Annotated in this window: 15 protein-coding genes; 7 read left to right on the plus strand and 8 right to left on the minus strand. The window is 66.6% G+C overall.

The window, feature by feature from the left end:
* Positions 1-18 precede the first annotated feature (18 nt).
* Both CEY05_RS15300 and gpmA read right to left on the minus strand, forming a co-directional pair.
* The gene (locus CEY05_RS15300; RefSeq protein ID WP_088599141.1) at positions 19-1680 is read right to left on the minus strand and encodes a murein hydrolase activator EnvC; all 1662 of its coding nucleotides are present in this window, start codon (positions 1678-1680) and stop codon (positions 19-21) included.
* A gap of 2 nt (positions 1681-1682) precedes the next feature.
* Positions 1683-2435 (minus strand): 2,3-diphosphoglycerate-dependent phosphoglycerate mutase, encoded by a 753-nt coding sequence (gene gpmA, locus CEY05_RS15305; RefSeq protein WP_088599142.1) that lies wholly within the window; start codon positions 2433-2435, stop codon positions 1683-1685.
* A 170-nt stretch (positions 2436-2605) separates the two neighbouring features.
* On the opposite strand from gpmA, the gene CEY05_RS15310 reads away from it, so the two are divergent.
* The 5 genes from CEY05_RS15310 (at position 2606) to CEY05_RS15330 (ending at position 6232) form a co-directional block, all read left to right on the plus strand.
* Entirely contained in the window at positions 2606-3022 is a 417-nt protein-coding gene (locus CEY05_RS15310; protein WP_088599143.1) for a rhodanese-like domain-containing protein, read from the plus strand.
* Between the two features lie 128 nt (positions 3023-3150).
* Positions 3151-3408, plus strand: coding sequence for a glutaredoxin 3 (grxC, locus tag CEY05_RS15315; protein WP_088599144.1), 258 nt, complete (start codon positions 3151-3153; stop codon positions 3406-3408).
* A gap of 138 nt (positions 3409-3546) precedes the next feature.
* Positions 3547-4062: a protein-export chaperone SecB gene (gene secB / locus CEY05_RS15320; protein WP_088599145.1), complete on the plus strand. Its 516-nt coding sequence runs from the start codon at positions 3547-3549 to the stop codon at positions 4060-4062.
* 13 nt (positions 4063-4075) lie between these two features.
* Positions 4076-5179, plus strand: a complete 1104-nt coding sequence (locus CEY05_RS15325) for an NAD(P)H-dependent glycerol-3-phosphate dehydrogenase (protein WP_088599263.1) — start codon at positions 4076-4078, stop codon at positions 5177-5179.
* Between the two features lie 48 nt (positions 5180-5227).
* Positions 5228-6232 carry a tripartite tricarboxylate transporter substrate binding protein gene (locus tag CEY05_RS15330; RefSeq protein ID WP_088599146.1) on the plus strand — a complete coding sequence of 335 codons (1005 nt, stop codon included), beginning with the start codon at positions 5228-5230 and terminating at the stop codon, positions 6230-6232.
* A 103-nt stretch (positions 6233-6335) separates the two neighbouring features.
* On the opposite strand, the gene CEY05_RS15335 is transcribed toward CEY05_RS15330, so the two are convergent.
* The gene (locus CEY05_RS15335; protein WP_088599147.1) at positions 6336-6806 is read right to left on the minus strand and encodes a tRNA (cytidine(34)-2'-O)-methyltransferase; all 471 of its coding nucleotides are present in this window, start codon (positions 6804-6806) and stop codon (positions 6336-6338) included.
* 85 nt (positions 6807-6891) lie between these two features.
* Entirely contained in the window at positions 6892-7500 is a 609-nt protein-coding gene (locus tag CEY05_RS15340) for a ComF family protein (RefSeq protein ID WP_233161532.1), read from the minus strand.
* A 299-nt stretch (positions 7501-7799) separates the two neighbouring features.
* Here CEY05_RS15340 and CEY05_RS15345 point away from each other — a divergent pair, with 299 nt between their 5' ends.
* Positions 7800-8717: a methyltransferase domain-containing protein gene (locus tag CEY05_RS15345; protein WP_088599149.1), complete on the plus strand. Its 918-nt coding sequence runs from the start codon at positions 7800-7802 to the stop codon at positions 8715-8717.
* A 239-nt stretch (positions 8718-8956) separates the two neighbouring features.
* Complete coding sequence (locus CEY05_RS15350) at positions 8957-9943, plus strand: tripartite tricarboxylate transporter substrate binding protein (RefSeq protein WP_088599264.1); 987 nt, start codon at positions 8957-8959, stop codon at positions 9941-9943.
* A gap of 135 nt (positions 9944-10078) precedes the next feature.
* On the opposite strand, the gene CEY05_RS15355 is transcribed toward CEY05_RS15350, so the two are convergent.
* The 4 genes from CEY05_RS15355 to CEY05_RS15370 form a co-directional block, all read right to left on the minus strand.
* Positions 10079-11350, minus strand: a complete 1272-nt coding sequence (locus CEY05_RS15355; RefSeq protein ID WP_088599150.1) for a YbdK family carboxylate-amine ligase — start codon at positions 11348-11350, stop codon at positions 10079-10081.
* A gap of 308 nt (positions 11351-11658) precedes the next feature.
* A complete protein-coding gene (locus CEY05_RS15360; protein ID WP_088599265.1) occupies positions 11659-13128 on the minus strand; it encodes a TrkH family potassium uptake protein in 1470 nt (489 codons plus the stop codon).
* Between the two features lie 79 nt (positions 13129-13207).
* On the minus strand, positions 13208-14587 hold the full coding sequence (gene trkA / locus CEY05_RS15365; RefSeq protein WP_088599151.1) for a Trk system potassium transporter TrkA: 1380 nt from the start codon (positions 14585-14587) through the stop codon (positions 13208-13210).
* Between the two features lie 10 nt (positions 14588-14597).
* A complete protein-coding gene (locus CEY05_RS15370) occupies positions 14598-15317 on the minus strand; it encodes a response regulator (protein WP_088599152.1) in 720 nt (239 codons plus the stop codon).
* Positions 15318-15327: the final 10 nt, after the last annotated feature.

A 15327-nucleotide genomic window follows, 5' to 3' on the forward strand; every position in this document is an offset into this window, starting at 1 on the left:
GGTTTTGCCGATAGGCTTCTATTGGGCCAGCCAAAGAGCTGGGTCCACTGGGGCGCCACCGTGACGAACTTCAAAGTATAGGCCCGATTCCACTTGGCCGCCCGTGGCGCCCACCGTGGCGAGGGCCTCGCCAGCCGTTACGTGGTCACCCACCTGCTTGAGCAGGCTTTGGTTATAAGCGTAAACGGTTAAATACTGTTGACCATGATCCACGATGATCAGGTTGCCGAAGCCACGCAGCCAATTAGCGTAAACCACGACACCGGGCGCCACCGCATGCACCGGCGCGCCTTCCGCCGCGCGCAGCACGATACCGCGCCAGGTGCCGCCATCCGGGCGGCCGACGCCGAAGCGCCCCTGGATGGTGGCGCCGGCGACCGGCATGGGCAAGCCGCGCCGCAGGCCTTGGCCGGCCGGCGGTTGGGGCCGTGCCGCGACGGGCGCCTGGCGTGCCGGTTCAGCAGCTTGTAAACCGTCGAGTGTTCCCCGCGCCACCGGCCGGCCGGCATCCTTCGCGGCGGTTTCGGCTTCGGCGGCCTGGCGCGCGGCCTGGGCGGCCGCCATCGCATCGCGGCGGGCGGCGGCTTCGGCCTGGATGCGGGCTTTGAGCGCGTTATTCCGATCCTGGGCGCTGACCGTGTTGCCCCGATTCGGCGCCTGGGTCGCGCTTTCCTGACCATTGGCCTGATTTTTGGCTTGATCTCTGGCCTGATCACTGGCCTCGGCAGCGTCCTTCTGCTCCTGCGCCTTGCGCGCCAGCTGCGCGGTGCGTTCGGCCTGCGCGGCCAGGCGCCGCGCCTCCTCGGCCTTGTGGCGCGCCTCTTCCTGCGCCTTGCGGCGGGCTTCGTCAGCCTTGCGCGCGGCCTCGGCTTCCGCCTGGCGGCGCGCTTCCTCGGCCTTGCGACGGGCCTCTTCCGCCTGCCGCGCTTCCTCGGCCTGCTTCTCGATGGCGGTCTGCAGGCCGTCGATCAGGCGGCTCATGCGCTGGTCGTCACGCCCCAGCTTGGTGGCTTCCTCGCGCTGGGCGTTGATCTGCCCTTCGATGCGCGCCAGCACCGTGGAACGTTCTTTCTGCTGGGTCACCAAGGCGCTTTTCTGCTCAGCCGTCTCGGCGACCACCTTTTCTATCTCCGCCCGGCGCGCATCGGCCTGGCCCTGCAGCTGGGCCAGACGGTCGAGATCCTGGCGCAGGGCCTGCACCGTTTCGGTACGGGCCTGCGAGACGTAATCCAGATAGGCCAGGTTACGGCCCAGCTGTTGCGGATCGTCGCCGGACAGCAGCGCGGTCCAGGGCGACAAGCCGCTGGTGTACTGGGCGCGCAGTTGGCGCGCCAGTTCCGCGCGCCGTTGCGCCAGCACTTCCTGCTGTCTGGCGAGTTGCTTTTCCAGGCTGGCCAGATCGGCCTGCGCCTGGCGGCTTTGTGCGCCCAGCTCCGCCAGGCGGCGGTTGATCTGCGAGATGGCGGTCTCGGACTGGCGCAATGCGTCGGCCGCATCCTGGCGGTCCGATTCGCGCTGCTCGATAGTCTTCTGCAGCGACTGGATGCGATCGCGCAGCGCCGATTGCTGGCGCTGCGCCTCGGTCTGGCGCTGGGCCAGGTCCGCGGGCGCGGCCCAGGCCGCAACGGTCGGCAGCGCCAGGGCGGCCGACCAAACCAGGCATGCAGCCAGACGCGTCACTATCAGGCCTTCTTCGCCTTGCCCTGCGCCGCCACCGCGGCCATCGCGGCTTCGATCGCCGCGGGGTCGCCCAGGTAGTAATGGCGGATGGGACGCAGGTCGTCGTCCAGTTCATAGACCAGCGGTTGCCCGGTGGGCACGTTCACGCCGACGATGTCGTCATCCGAGACATTGTCCAGATGCTTGATCAGGGCGCGCAGGCTGTTGCCGTGCGCGGCCACCAGGACGCGGCGGCCGGCCTTGATGGCCGGGGCGATGGACTCGTTCCAGAACGGCAGCACGCGCGCCACGGTGTCCTGCAGGCATTCGGTGGCCGGCAGCTGGTCGGCCGGCACCTTGGCGTAGCGGCCGTCGAAGCGCGGGTGGCGCTCGTCGTCCTGGGCCAGGGGATCGGGGGCGATGGCGTAGGCACGGCGCCAGATCAGCACCTGCTCGTCGCCGAACTTGGCGGCGGTCTCGGCCTTGTTCAGGCCCTGCAGGGCGCCGTAGTGGCGCTCGTTCAGGCGCCAGGAATTGCCCACGGGGGTGTACATGGCATCCATGGCGTCCAGCGCGATCCACAGGGTGCGGATGGCGCGCTTGAGAACCGACGTGAAAGCGACGTCGAAGGCGTAGCCCTCTTTCTTGAGCAGCTCACCGGCGGCGCGGGCTTCTTCCCGACCCTTTTCGGTCAGGTCCACGTCCGTCCAGCCCGTGAAACGGTTTTCAAGATTCCATTGGCTTTCGCCGTGGCGCATCAGAACGAGTTTATGCATGGTGGGATCACTAGAAACGGAGGTTGAAAAAGCCGCGATTGGCGCTCATTTTATAATTGCCGGCTTGTACCCCGCTGACATCCCTTCCCGGCCAGGGCGCCGAACGGGGGCTCAGGGCCATGTTCCGCGATCGAAAATCGCGGATAAACCGTGATATTTCAGGACCTTCCGTGGATTTCGTGCAATTTTTGATGGGCCAGAACAACATCTTCATCCTCGCGGTCGCGGTGGTTTCCGGCGTCATGCTTTTGATGTCCACCCGCAAGGGAAGTTCGGGGGGCGTCAGCACCGCCGAGGCCATCCAGATGATCAACCAGCGCCAGGCCGTCTGGGTGGACGTCCGGACGATCGAACAGTTCCAGGCCGGCCACATCGCCCAGGCACGTAGCGTGCCGGCTGGCGATATCGAGAAAAAAGCCTCGGCGCTGCCCAAGAACAAGCCGCTGGTCGTCGTCGGCCAGGTCGGCCGCGATGCCAACAAGGCCGTGGCAGCCCTGCGCGCCGCCGGCTTTGCCGACGTCGTGGCGCTGGACGGCGGCATGAAGGCATGGAGCGATGCCGGCCTGCCGGTGACTCAACGAGCCTGATCCATCAACGCGCTTGAACCTTCAACGAGCCTGACCCTTCAACGCGCTTGAACCCGTTCAGCCTGCTTGAACCCCTCCGTGAGCAAAGGCCAGCCGCCTTCATCTCACGGTAAGCCTAGAGAAGCAAAATGAAGAAAGTCGTGATGTATGCAACTGGGTATTGCCCGTACTGCTCCCGCGCCGAGATGCTGCTCAAGCAGCGCGGCGTCGAAGCGATCGAAAAGATCTTCATCGATCAGGATCCCGCCCAGCGCGACGTCATGATGCAGCGCACGGGCCGCCGCACGGTTCCGCAGATTTATATCGGCGAGGACCATGTGGGCGGTTGCGACGACCTGTATGCGCTCGATCGCGCCGGCCAGCTGGTTCCCATGCTGGCAGCGTGATCCGCGCCGTGGACGTCACTGCGATGATCCGAACTCCGATCCGAACCCGGGTCTTAACCCGGGTCTGAACCGACTACATGGCGGCGCCCCTCGCGCCGCCCCTGCAAGCAGCATTCACCCCCTCCACCAGGAAATTTCATGGCCGATCAGGACCAAACCAACCAGCCGTCGTTCAATCTTCAACGCGTCTATCTGAAAGACTTGTCGCTGGAAATGCCCAACGCGCCTCACGTGTTCCTGGAACAGGACACGCCCCAGGTGTCCGTGGACATCCAGGTGGGCGGCCAGCGTCTGGCGGAAACCATATTTGAATCCAGCGTCACCTGCACCGTGACCACCCGCATCAACGAAAAGGTGCTGTACCTGGTCGAAGCCACGCAGGCCGGTATCTTCGAATTGGCCAACATTCCGGAAGACCAGATGGATCCGCTGTTGGGCATCGTCTGCCCGACCATGCTGTATCCCTACCTGCGCGCCAACATCGCCGACGCCATCACGCGCACCTCGCTGCCGCCCGTGCACCTGGCCGAAGTGAACTTCCAGGCCCTGTACGAACAGCGCCTGGCCGAGTTCGCCCAGCAACAAGGCGGCGAAGCCGGCGCCAATGGCAACGACTCCGGCATCATCCTGCCGCCCAATGCCACCCGGCAATAAGCCCGTCGCGGCCATGCCTGCAACAAACCGCGCGGCCGACGCGCCGCGCGTGACGGTGCTGGGCGCCGGCAGTTGGGGCACCGCGCTGGCGGCGGTGGCGGCACGCCGCCACCCCACCATGCTGTGGGCGCGCCAGGCCGAGCAGGCTGAAAGCATCGCTGCCACCCGCGAAAACGCCCGGTATCTGCCGGGCGTTTCCTTGCCCGCCACGCTGGCGGTGACGGCCGACCTGGCACAGGCGCTGCGCCATCTGCAGGCCCCCGCGCAGATGGAGGGCACGGCACTGCCGGGCGACGCCCAGCCCCTGATCCTGCTGGGCGTGCCGGTGGCTGGCCTGGCGGACATCTGCCAGGCCCTGCTGGCGCTGCTGCCCACCCTGGGCGGGCCGTTGCCCCATATCGTCTGGACCTGCAAAGGTTTCGAGAAAAACGACGGCCGCCTGCCGCACGAGATCGCGCGCGACGCGCTGGCGGGCCTGCCCGGCATCCGCCTGGGCGTGCTGTCCGGCCCGTCCTTCGCGCGCGAAGTCGCGCAAGGGCTGCCGGTGGGACTCACCATCGCCAGCGCTGACGACGCCGTCTGCCGCCGCACGACCGCCGCGCTGCACGGCGGCGCGGTGCGTGTGTATGCGGGCGACGACGTCGTCGGCGTGGAAGTGGGCGGCGCGTTGAAGAACATCATCGCCATCGCCTGCGGCGTGTCCGACGGCTTGCAGTTGGGCACCAATGCCCGTGCCGCCCTCATCACGCGCGGCCTGGCGGAGATGAGCCGGCTTGGCGTGGCGCTGGGTGCAAAGCCGGATACGTTTGCCGGCCTTACCGGCCTGGGCGACCTGGTGTTGACCGCCACTGGCGACCTGTCGCGCAATCGGCGCGTGGGCCTGGAGATCGGCGCCGGCCGCAAGCTGGACGAGATCCTGGCCGGCGGCATGACGGCTGAAGGCGCCCACGCGGCGCGCGCGGCCCTGGCGCGTGCGCGGGCCCTGAACGTCGACCTGCCCATTACCGAGGCAGTGTGCGCGGTGCTGTTCGACGGCGTGGCGCCGATGACGGCCGTATCCACGCTGCTGGCGCGTGACGCGCGTCACGAAGCCGGAGACCTGCGCGCGCCGGATTGAATCCGCGCGGGATCCCACATACTCAAAAAATCATTGGAGACACCCATCATGACGTCCCCCGTACGTCCCAAGTTCGGCAAACAGTTGCGCGGCCTGTGCCTTGGCCTGGCCAGCCTTTGCATCCTGGCGGCCGGCGGGCCGGCCAAGGCCGATTGGCCGGATCGCCCGATCGCCATGATCGTGCCCTTCCCGGCGGGATCCTCGCCCGATCTGCTGGCGCGCATGGTTTCCGAGCCCCTGTCCCAGGCGCTGGGCCAGCCCATCATCATCGAGAACAAGTCAGGTGCCGGCGGCAATATCGGTACGCGCATGGCGGCGCAGGCCAAGCCGGACGGCTACACCATGCTGTTCACCATCAATGGGCCGCTGACGACGGCGCCCACGCTGTACAAGAAGACGCTGGGCTACGATCCTTTCGTCGACCTGGCGCCGGTGACGCTGGTGGCCACCAGTCCCAATGTGCTGGCCGTGCCGGGGGACCTCAACGTCAAGGACCTGGGGCAGTTCGTCAGCATGACGCGTGAACGGCCGGGCGCGCTGAATTACGGGTCGGTGGGCCCGGGCAGCGCTTCGCAGCTGGCGATGGAGATGTTCAAGAGCCAGGCCGGACTGGACCTGGTGCATATCCCCTATGCCGGTTTTCCGCAGGTGATCGGCGCCATCATTGGCGGCGACATCCAGGCCGGGTTCATGGTGCCGGCCATAGCCATGCCGCAGACCCGCGATGGCCGGGTCAAGGTGCTGGCGGTGACCAGCCTGCAACGCAGCAGCGTGTTGCCTGACGTGCCGACCATGGCCGAGCAGGGTTATCCGGGCTTCGAGGCGATTTCCTGGGATGCGGTGCTGGTGCCAGCCGGCACGCCCAGCGTCATCATCGAGCGGCTGAACAGTGAACTGGCGCGCATCATCGACAGCGACAAGATCCGCAAGATGATGGCCGTGCAGTACTTCACGCCGGCGCCGTCTTCCCCCGGCGAACTGACGACCCGCATGCGCGATGAGAAAGCGCGCTGGGACAAGGTGATCGAGAAGCTGAATCTTTCGCTGGATTGAGGATCGAGCCCTTCGCAGACGGCGCGCCGTGGGCAAAGAAAAAGACCTGTGCATTGCACAGGTCTTTTCAATTGGGGACCCGTGCTCCGCGCGGTAGGCGGCCTCAGACTCCGCCGGCGTAGCCGTTCTGGCGCCAGGCTTCGAACACGGTCACTGCCACCGCGTTGGACAGGTTGAGACTGCGCTGCCCCTCGCGCATCGGCAGCCGCAGGCGCTGCGATGGGCCGAACAGGCGTAGATCCTCTTCGGACAAGCCGGCCGTTTCGCGGCCGAAGACGAATACATCCCCAGGCTGGAAGGACAACTCGGCAATGGGCCGCGCACCGCGCGTGGTCAGGGCGAAGATGCGGTCGGACGGCGCGCCGGTATGGACCAGGGCGTCCTCCAGGGTCTTGTGCACCTTCATCGGCTGCCACTCGTGATAATCCAGCCCGGCGCGGCGCAGGCGTGCGTCGTCCAGTTCGAAACCCAGGGGCTCCACCAGATGCAGCTGCGAGCCCGTGTTCGCGCACAGACGTATCGCGTTGCCCGTGTTGGGCGGAATTTCGGGTTGGACGAGGATGACGTGGAACATGGATGAAAGTTAAGACGATGAATTCATGCGTTGGAACCGGCCTGAGATGTTCATCTCACTGCAGCCGTCCCTGACGGCGTGGTGGCTACGGCAGGCGATATTGTGCCAGGGCGCCTCCGTCCTCGGCGGGTGCGCGCATGGCCACCAGGCCTGTGACGTCGCTGGCGCCGGCCGCCAGCAGCGCGGTGGCGGCGGCGTTAAGCGTGGCGCCGGTGGTCATGACATCGTCGACCAGCAGGACCGGACGAGGCGGCAGGCGGAACGGGCAGGCGTAGGTGGACGCCGCCACGCCCAGCCGCGCGGCGCGGTCCAGGGACGCCTGGCGCGGGCCCTCGGCAACGCGCCGCAGCCAGGCCGGATGTAATGGCAGCCCCGTAGCGCGCGCCAGCTCCCGCGCGATTTCCCCCGCCGGATTGAACCCGCGCCGCCGCAGGGAAGCCCGCGCGGCGGGCACCGGCACCAGGACGGCACCGTCGGGCCATGCCGGCGCAGCGCCCGTGGCGCTGGAGGACGGCCCGGGCCCGGGGCCCGCCAGGGCATCCAGGATCAGTCCCGCCAAGGGGCCAGCCATGGCGTAGCGGTGCTCGCCCTTCAACCGGGTGATCAGCAAATCGGCAGGCGCCTCATAGTCGCAGCCAGCCACCACCCGGCGATAAACCGGCGGACAGCGCTCGCAATCCGGGCAGGTCGGCATGGCAAACCCCAGCCGCAAGGCGCACCGTTCGCACCGGCGCTGCGCAGGATGCATCGTCGCCCGCGCATCGGCGTGGCAACCCTGGCACAAGCCCCCGCCCCGCGCCGGCCCGGCGCACATCGGACACTCGGACGCCACCCCGGCAAGCCATGCCCGCCACCTGGGCCAACGCTTCATCGCCCCTCCCATACCCTACCCACGCCGCGGGGATACCGGCGTGGCAAGCTGCCGGTGCGCAATAATGTCGGGACATTCATCTGAACACGTATCGCGCCGCCCCGCCGGCCGCTGCGACCGTTATGTCACCAGCCCCGATCTCCGCCCTCCCCCTGAACAGCGCCGACGTGGCGCGCCAATTCGCCCGTCGCGGCGATCTGGAAAACGCCCAGTTCCTGTACGGGGAAATCGCCGGCCGCATGCTCGACCGCCTGCGCTACATCCGCATCCAGCCGCAACGCCTGCTCGACGTCGGCTGCGGCGCCGGTGCCACTCTGCCCGGCCTGCGCGAACGCTATCCCGACGCCGCCTACGTCGGCCTGGACGCCTGTGCGCCGCTGCTGGACATCGCGCGCGAACGCCACACGCCCGCCGGCCTGGCCGGCATGCTCGGGCGCCTGACCGGCAAGGCCGCCGCGCGGCCGCAATTCGTCCTGGCCGACATGGCCGCGACGGGCCTGCAGCCGGAATCGGTGGACCTGGTCTGGTCCAACCTGGCCCTGCACTGGCATCCGGAACCCCATGCCGCGCTGGCCGAATGGCGCCGCATTCTCAAGGTGCAAGGCCTGGCGATGTTTTCCTGCCTGGGGCCCAATACCCTGCGGGAATTGCGCGCGGCCCTGGATGATGCCGGCCTGCGCACCGCCACGCCCGCCTTCGTCGACATGCACGACTTCGGCGACCTGCTGGTGGAGAACGGCTTCGCCGATCCCGTGATGGACCAGGAAACCCTCACCCTGACGTATCGCACGCCGCAGCGCCTGCTGGAAGATGTGCGCGCGCTGGGCGGCAACCCCGCCAGCGCGCGCCGGCGCGGCCTGGCCACGCCCGCCTGGCGCGAGCGTCTGTTCGCCGCGCTGGAAGGGCAGCGCGGCGACGACGGCCTGATCAAGTTGAGTATCGAAGTGGCTTATGGCCACGCGTGGCGCGCCGCTACTCGCCGGACCGCCCCCGGCGAGACCACCCTGTCCGTCAGCGCCATCGGCCGCCGCCGCCCGTAACCGCGCGGGCCGCCAACGGCCATGTAGATTCCTATCGCCAGAAAGAATATGAAGGGAAAGTATTCCCCTTCACCTCCTTCCGGTGGCTTCGACGCATCCTGGCCATGGGCCGATGGCTCCAATGCGGGTTAACGATGGTGCCGCGGGGCGATATGACGCGTGCTGCGCAGGTATGCTATGGCAGCAAACGGCGCCCAGACGCCGGTCCCATGGATATGCAAGAACATAACGGAGACAACATGCGTTTCGGCATTCGCTTTGCCCTGCCCCTTCTTTGCACGCTCGGCCTGGCCACCACCGCGCACGCGGCAGACGAGGCGGACCAATGGCCCGCCGGCAAGCCCATCACCTACGTCGTTCCTTTTGCCCCCGGCGGCGCCACCGACGTGATCGGCCGTATCGTGGCCACCAAGCTGGGCCCGGTGCTGCACACCAGTATCGTGGTGGAAAACCGGCCCGGGGCGGGCGGCAATATCGGCTCCGAATTCGTCGCCAAGGCCAAGCCGGACGGCTACACCCTGGTGGGCGGCACCATCAGCTCGCACTCCATCAACGGCAGCCTGTACAAGAACATGCCCTACGACATGCAGAAGTCCTTCGTGCCGGTGGCGCTGACGGGCAAGCTGGGCAACGTCCTGGTCGTGCCGGCCGAAAGCCCTTACAAGACCGTCGATGACGTGCTGGCGGCGGCACGCAAGACTCCCGGCCACCTCAGCTACGGCTCGGCCGGCAACGGCACCTCGCAGAACCTGTCGGGCGAACTGTTCAAATCCATCGCCAAGGTCGACATCATGCACGTGCCCTTCAAGGGCAGCGGCCCGGTGCTGCAGGCGCTGCTTGGCAATCAGCTGTCCATGGCCTTCGACAACATCCCGCCCACCTTGCCGTTGATCAAGTCCGGCAAGATCCGCGCGCTGGCGGTGACCTCGGCCAAGCGCGATCCCAATCTGCCGGACGTGCCCACCTTGCAGGAAGTCGGGCTGAAGGACTACGAGATCGTTTCCTGGCAGGCCGTGTTCGCCCCGGCCGGCACGCCGGCGCCCATCGTCAAGCGCCTGTCGACGGAGATCCTCAAGATCCTGCAGCAGCCCGACGTGAAGGAAAAGTTCGCCGCCATGGCCATCGACGGGTCGGGCATGGATTCGACCCAACTGGCCGCCTTCCAGAAATCGGAAGTGGCCAAGTGGCATGACCTGATCCAGAAAGCCAATATCCACACGGAGTGAGACCTGGCGCGCGCGGGCCCGGCCCGTGCCGCAACAGCCCCCGAGGGAACACCGCCACCGTTCACGCGGCAAGCGGGAAGAAAGAAATGGCGGCGCCCAAAAGGCGCCGCCATTGTTTTGCTGCATCGGCCCCGCTCAGTGCAGCCGGCGCGGCGTGATGGGCTCGTCCGGTTCGGCCAGCGTCTGCACGCCCACCGCCCCCAGCAACGGCTCGGAAGTGGCCCGCACGCGGCGGCGCGCCACCGCGGTGGGATCCGCGCCCGACAGGTTCACCGCGGCGGCAGCGGCCATGCCGCCGTCGCCACGGAACGCCACCGACATCGCATCCACTACCGAAGGCAGATCGCGCAGACGGTGGAACTGGCCACGCAGCCAGCGCGCATCGTTGCCCGACTTCAGCGCGTCATCGCGCAGCGAAGCCAGCATGTCGCTGGTCCCCAGTTCCTCGGCAATCGGCGCCAGCAGGCCGAACACGCTGCGCAGGTGATCGATCAGGCGCAAACGCTGCCCGTCGCCGGTCACGTAGCTGCCCTGCAAACCAAAGCGGCAGGCCTGGAAATGGTTGTTGCGGTAAGCCAGCCACAATCCCTTCTCGGACTGCGGTTGACGCTTGAGCAGCACCGCCAGCGCCTGCGCGAACGCCGCGATCTGGCAGGCACGCTCCACCGTCAGCGGGGTATCGCAGACGCGGATCTCCACCGTGCCGAATTCCGGCTTGGGGCGGATGTCCCAGTAAAGGTCCTTGATGCTTTCCGCCAGGCCGTAGGTGCGCAGCTGCGCAAGATGGGCTTCGAACTGGTACCAGTCGTTGACCTCGGGCGGCAGATGGCCAGCCAGGGGAAAACTATTCACTGCATTCAAACGGCAGCAGGAAAACAGCGTATCGACCCCTTCGTAATAGGGCGACGACGCCGACAGGGCAATGAAGTGCGGCACATAGGCGGACAATTGGCGGGTCAGCTTGATGGCCTCGTCGCCGTTGCCCACACCCAGGTGGATGTGCTGGCCGAACACCGTGAACTGGCGGGCCAGGTAGCCGTACATCTCGGCCAGGTACTGGAAGCGCGGCGTATCGGAGATCGAACGTTCCTGCCAACGCATGAAGGGGTGGGCGCCGCCTCCGGCCACCGTCACGCCGACCGCGTCAGCGGCCTCGCACAGGGCGCTGCGCATTTCGCGCATTTCAGCCAGGAGGTCCAGGGGGTGGGTATGCACCGACGAGTTCAACTCGATCATCGACCGGGTGATTTCCGGTTTTACCCGGTCAGCGATGGGATGGTTTGCCATCTGGGCCAGCAATTCGTCGGATGCGGCCGTCAAATCAAAGGTACGGGGGTCGATCAGTTGCAGCTCGAGTTCGATGCCCAGGGTGTTGGGGGCGGAAGGGACGAACGGGATCTGTTCCATCTCCGGCTCCTATCTAACTTATACATGTGGGGAGGACGCCACCATGCCTTGAAGCCCGGAAACTACCCGGGGGGCATCTCTTGATGTGGCGCGACGAGGTGGCAGTTTAGCTGCACACTTTCGTCAACATAGGGGAAAAACGTGACATTTATAAGCAACAGCGGCGATCTTGACCGGTTCATGCCGTCTGCAGCGTAGCAAGCACTTACGTGCCTGGGGAAATCCCCTAAGCACTTCAAGCGCGTGGTGCGCGGTAAGGAGCCGAACCCGGTTCGTCACGCCCTGAGCAGGAAACGTTCCCGCGGCCGCTACGTGCGCCAGAAGCCCGGCGTGAAGAGCATCAGGACGGTAAAAAGCTCCAGCCGGCCGATGAGCATGCCGAACGTGCACACCCATGTCTGGAAGTCGCTGAGCACGGAAAAACTGCCCATGGGGCCGATCGCGCCCAGGCCGGGGCCCGTATTGTTGACACTGGCCACCACCGCGCTGAAGGCGGTCATGGCGTCCAGGCCGGAGGCCAGCATCAAGGCCGTCAGTACCGCGATGGAGAAGCCGTAAGCCACCATGAAGGCCAGGACCGAGGCCAGGATGCGCGGATTCACCACCCGCCCCTTGATCCGCACCGGACTGACCGCCTGCGGGTGAAGCATCATTTTCAATTCCGCACCCGCCGTCTTGCACAGCAGTACCGCGCGGATCATCTTGATGCCGCCGCCCGTCGAGCCGGCCGACGTGGCCACGCCCGACAGCAGCAGCATCAGCAAGGGCGCCAGGATGGGCCAGGTGGTGTAGTCGACATTGGCGTAACCGGTGGTGGTGATCACCGACACCGTGTTGAAGATGCCGTAGCGCAAGGCATCCAGCGGCGCGGTATAGACACCTTCGACGTACAGGTAGGCCGATACGAACAGCGCCACGCCCAGGGTCAGCACCAGGTAGGGCAAGGTCTCCGGACAGGTCAGGTAAGGCCGCAGGCGGCGTTGGCTGATGGCGCTGAAGTGCGTGGCGAAGTTGATGCCGGCGATCAGCATGAAGATCACGGCCACGATTTCCACCGGCACGGAATCGAAATGGGCGAAACCGTCGTCCCAGGTGGAAAACCCGCCCAGCCCCATGGTGGTGGCCATGTGGCACCAGGCCTCGAACCAGGGCAGTCCGGCCACCCGATAGGCCAGAAAGCACAGCAGCGAAAAGCCGAAGTACACCGCGTATAGCGCCTTGGCGGTACCGGCGATGCGCGGCGTCAGCTTCTCGTCCTTCATCGGACCGGGTGTTTCGGCGCGGAACACCTGGTGGCCGCCCACGCCCAGCAGCGGCAGGATGGCCACCGCCAGCACCAGGATGCCCATGCCGCCCAGCCACACCAGGGTGGCGCGCCACAGATTGATCGACGGCGGCAGCTTGTGCAGCCCGTTGAGGATGGTGGCGCCCGTGGTGGTCAAGCCCGACATGGCCTCGAAGTAGCCGTCGGTGAAGGACAGCGGCAGGCCGGCACGGTGGAAGTAGATGAACAGCGGTATCGACGCCAGCAGCGGCAGCACGGTCCAGACCAGCGCCACCAGCAGGAAGCCGTCGCGCGGCCGCAATTCATAGCGATGGCGACGCGAGACCAGCCACAGCGCGCCGCCTATGCCCAAGGCCACCAGGAACCCGTCGATGAAGGCCGACAAGGCCGCGTCACCCAGGTACAGCGAGACCGCCAGGGGAATCACCATGGTCAGGGCGAACAGCGTCATGACGAGCCCCAGCAGATTGACCAGGGCCAGCAGGCGGCTCAGCGGACCCGTGCTGCGTTGATACGGACGCTGGCCTGGTGTCGCGAAGGCTCGGGAACGGAAATGGGGCATGGACGGGCGCTCAGAAGAACGACGCGGAGACCTGGAACAGCTTCTCCACGCGCGCCATCTGCTGGCGCGAAGGGACGAACACGATGACGTGGTCACCCGCTTCGATGACCGTATCGGCGTCCGGAATGATGATGTCTTCGTCGCGCGCCAGCGCCCCGATGGTCGCGCCCTTGGGCAGGCGCAGTTCGCCAACGCGCCGCCCCACGACGTGGGACGTCTTGCTGTCGCCGTGGGCCACCGCCTCCACCGCTTCGGCCACGCCCTGGCGCAAGCGATGCACGGCCACCACGTCGCCGCGCCGCACATGGCGCAGCAGCTCGCTCATGGTGGCCTGCGCGGGCGACACGGCGATATCGATATGACTGCCCTGCATCAGCTCGCCATAGGCCGGCCGGTTGATCAGCGCGATCACCTTGTGCGCCCCCAGGCGCTTGGCCAGCAGCGAGGACATGATGTTGTCCTCGTCGTCGCTGGTCAACGCCAGCCACGTGTCCATGTCGCCGATGTTCTCGCGCCGCAGCAGGTCTTCGTCCGTGCCGTTACCCTGCAGCACCAGCACATTGCCCGGCAGGTTGACGGCCAGGTATTCGCAGCGTGCCGGATCCCGTTCGATCAGCCTTACGCTATAGCTTTCCTCGGCCAGCTGGCGCGCCAGCCGCATGCCGATATTGCCGCCGCCGGCGATCATCACACGGCGTACCGTTTTCTCCGCATCGCAGAGTTGGCGCACGGCACGGCGCGCGTGGCGCGTATCGACCAGCACCACCACTTCATCGTCCGGGGCGATGACCGTCTTGGTGCCGGCCTGCAGGGGCCGGCCGTTGCGCAGCACGTCGATGACACAGGCGGTGACGTCGGGCCAGGCTTCGCGCAGGTCCTCCACGGGCCGGTCGGCCATGGCGCTGCCGCGGCTGACCCGCGCCGTGATGACGCTGATGCGGCCGTCGGCGAACTCCACCACCTGCAGGGCCTCGGGAAATTCGATCAGGCTGTGCAGATAGGCGGTGACACTGCGCTCCGGGCTGATCAGGGCATCGATGCAGAAGCCCTCGTCGCCCATCAGCGCCGGGTATTCGGCAACATCCGCCGCGCGGATGCGGGCGATGCGGCGGGGCACGTTGAAGTGCTGGCGCGCGATGCGGCACGCCACCATGTTGACGGCGTCCGAGGCGGCACAGGCGATGAAGAGATCCGTATCGGCCGCACCGGCCGCTTCCAGCACCGCTACCTGGGTGCCGTCGCCCTGCATCGCGCGCAGGTCATAGCGTTCCTGCAAGCCCTGCAGATTGCGCACATCCGTGTCGATGACCGTGATGTCGTTCTGTTCGGAGACCAGATTTTCCGCGACGCTGGTGCCTACGCGACCCGCGCCGACGATGAGGACTTTCAAGGCAGGCGGCTCAAGTGCTGCGCTTGCGCGCGGACTCGATGCCCAGTTGCTTCAGCTTGCGGTACAAGTGGGTGCGTTCCAGCCCGGTGCGCTCGGAAACCCGCGTCATGCTGTGGCTTTCCCGGACCAGGTGGTACTCGAAGTAGATGCGCTCGAAGGCATCGCGGGCTTCGCGCAGCGGCTGGTCCAGCGAGATGCTGCCCAACTGGCCATTGCCGGAGGCAGGCAGTTCAGCGGCGCCGCCGGCATTCACGCTGGAATTCGCGATGGCGCCCACCGCGGTGCTGCCCAGGGGTGCATCGCCATCGTCGTCGCGCGGGGCCTGGCCGACCGATGCCGCGGGCATGGGAACGGACTGCGGCGCGCGGCCACGAGCCAGTCCAGCCGAAATAGTTTTTAACAACCTTTGCAGGGTAATCGGCTTTTCCAGGAAGTCCATGGCGCCGATACGGGTGGCTTCGACTGCGGTATCGATGGTGGCATGACCGCTCATCATGATCACGGGCATGTCCAGCAGACCCTGCGAGCCCCACTCCTTGAGCAGGCTGACACCGTCGGTATCCGGCATCCATATGTCCAGGAGCACGAGATCGGGACGTGCCCGCAGGCGCGCGGCACGAGCCTGCGCCGCGTTTTCGGCCAGCTCCACCGTGTGCCCTTCGTCGTACAAGATTTCGGACAGAAGCTCGCGAATGCCAACTTCGTCGTCAACCACCAAAATTCTGGCCATAAGCCCATCC

This window comes from Achromobacter sp. HZ34, from assembly GCF_002209485.1.
In the GTDB taxonomy this organism is placed as follows: Bacteria; Pseudomonadota; Gammaproteobacteria; order Burkholderiales; family Burkholderiaceae_B; genus Bordetella_C.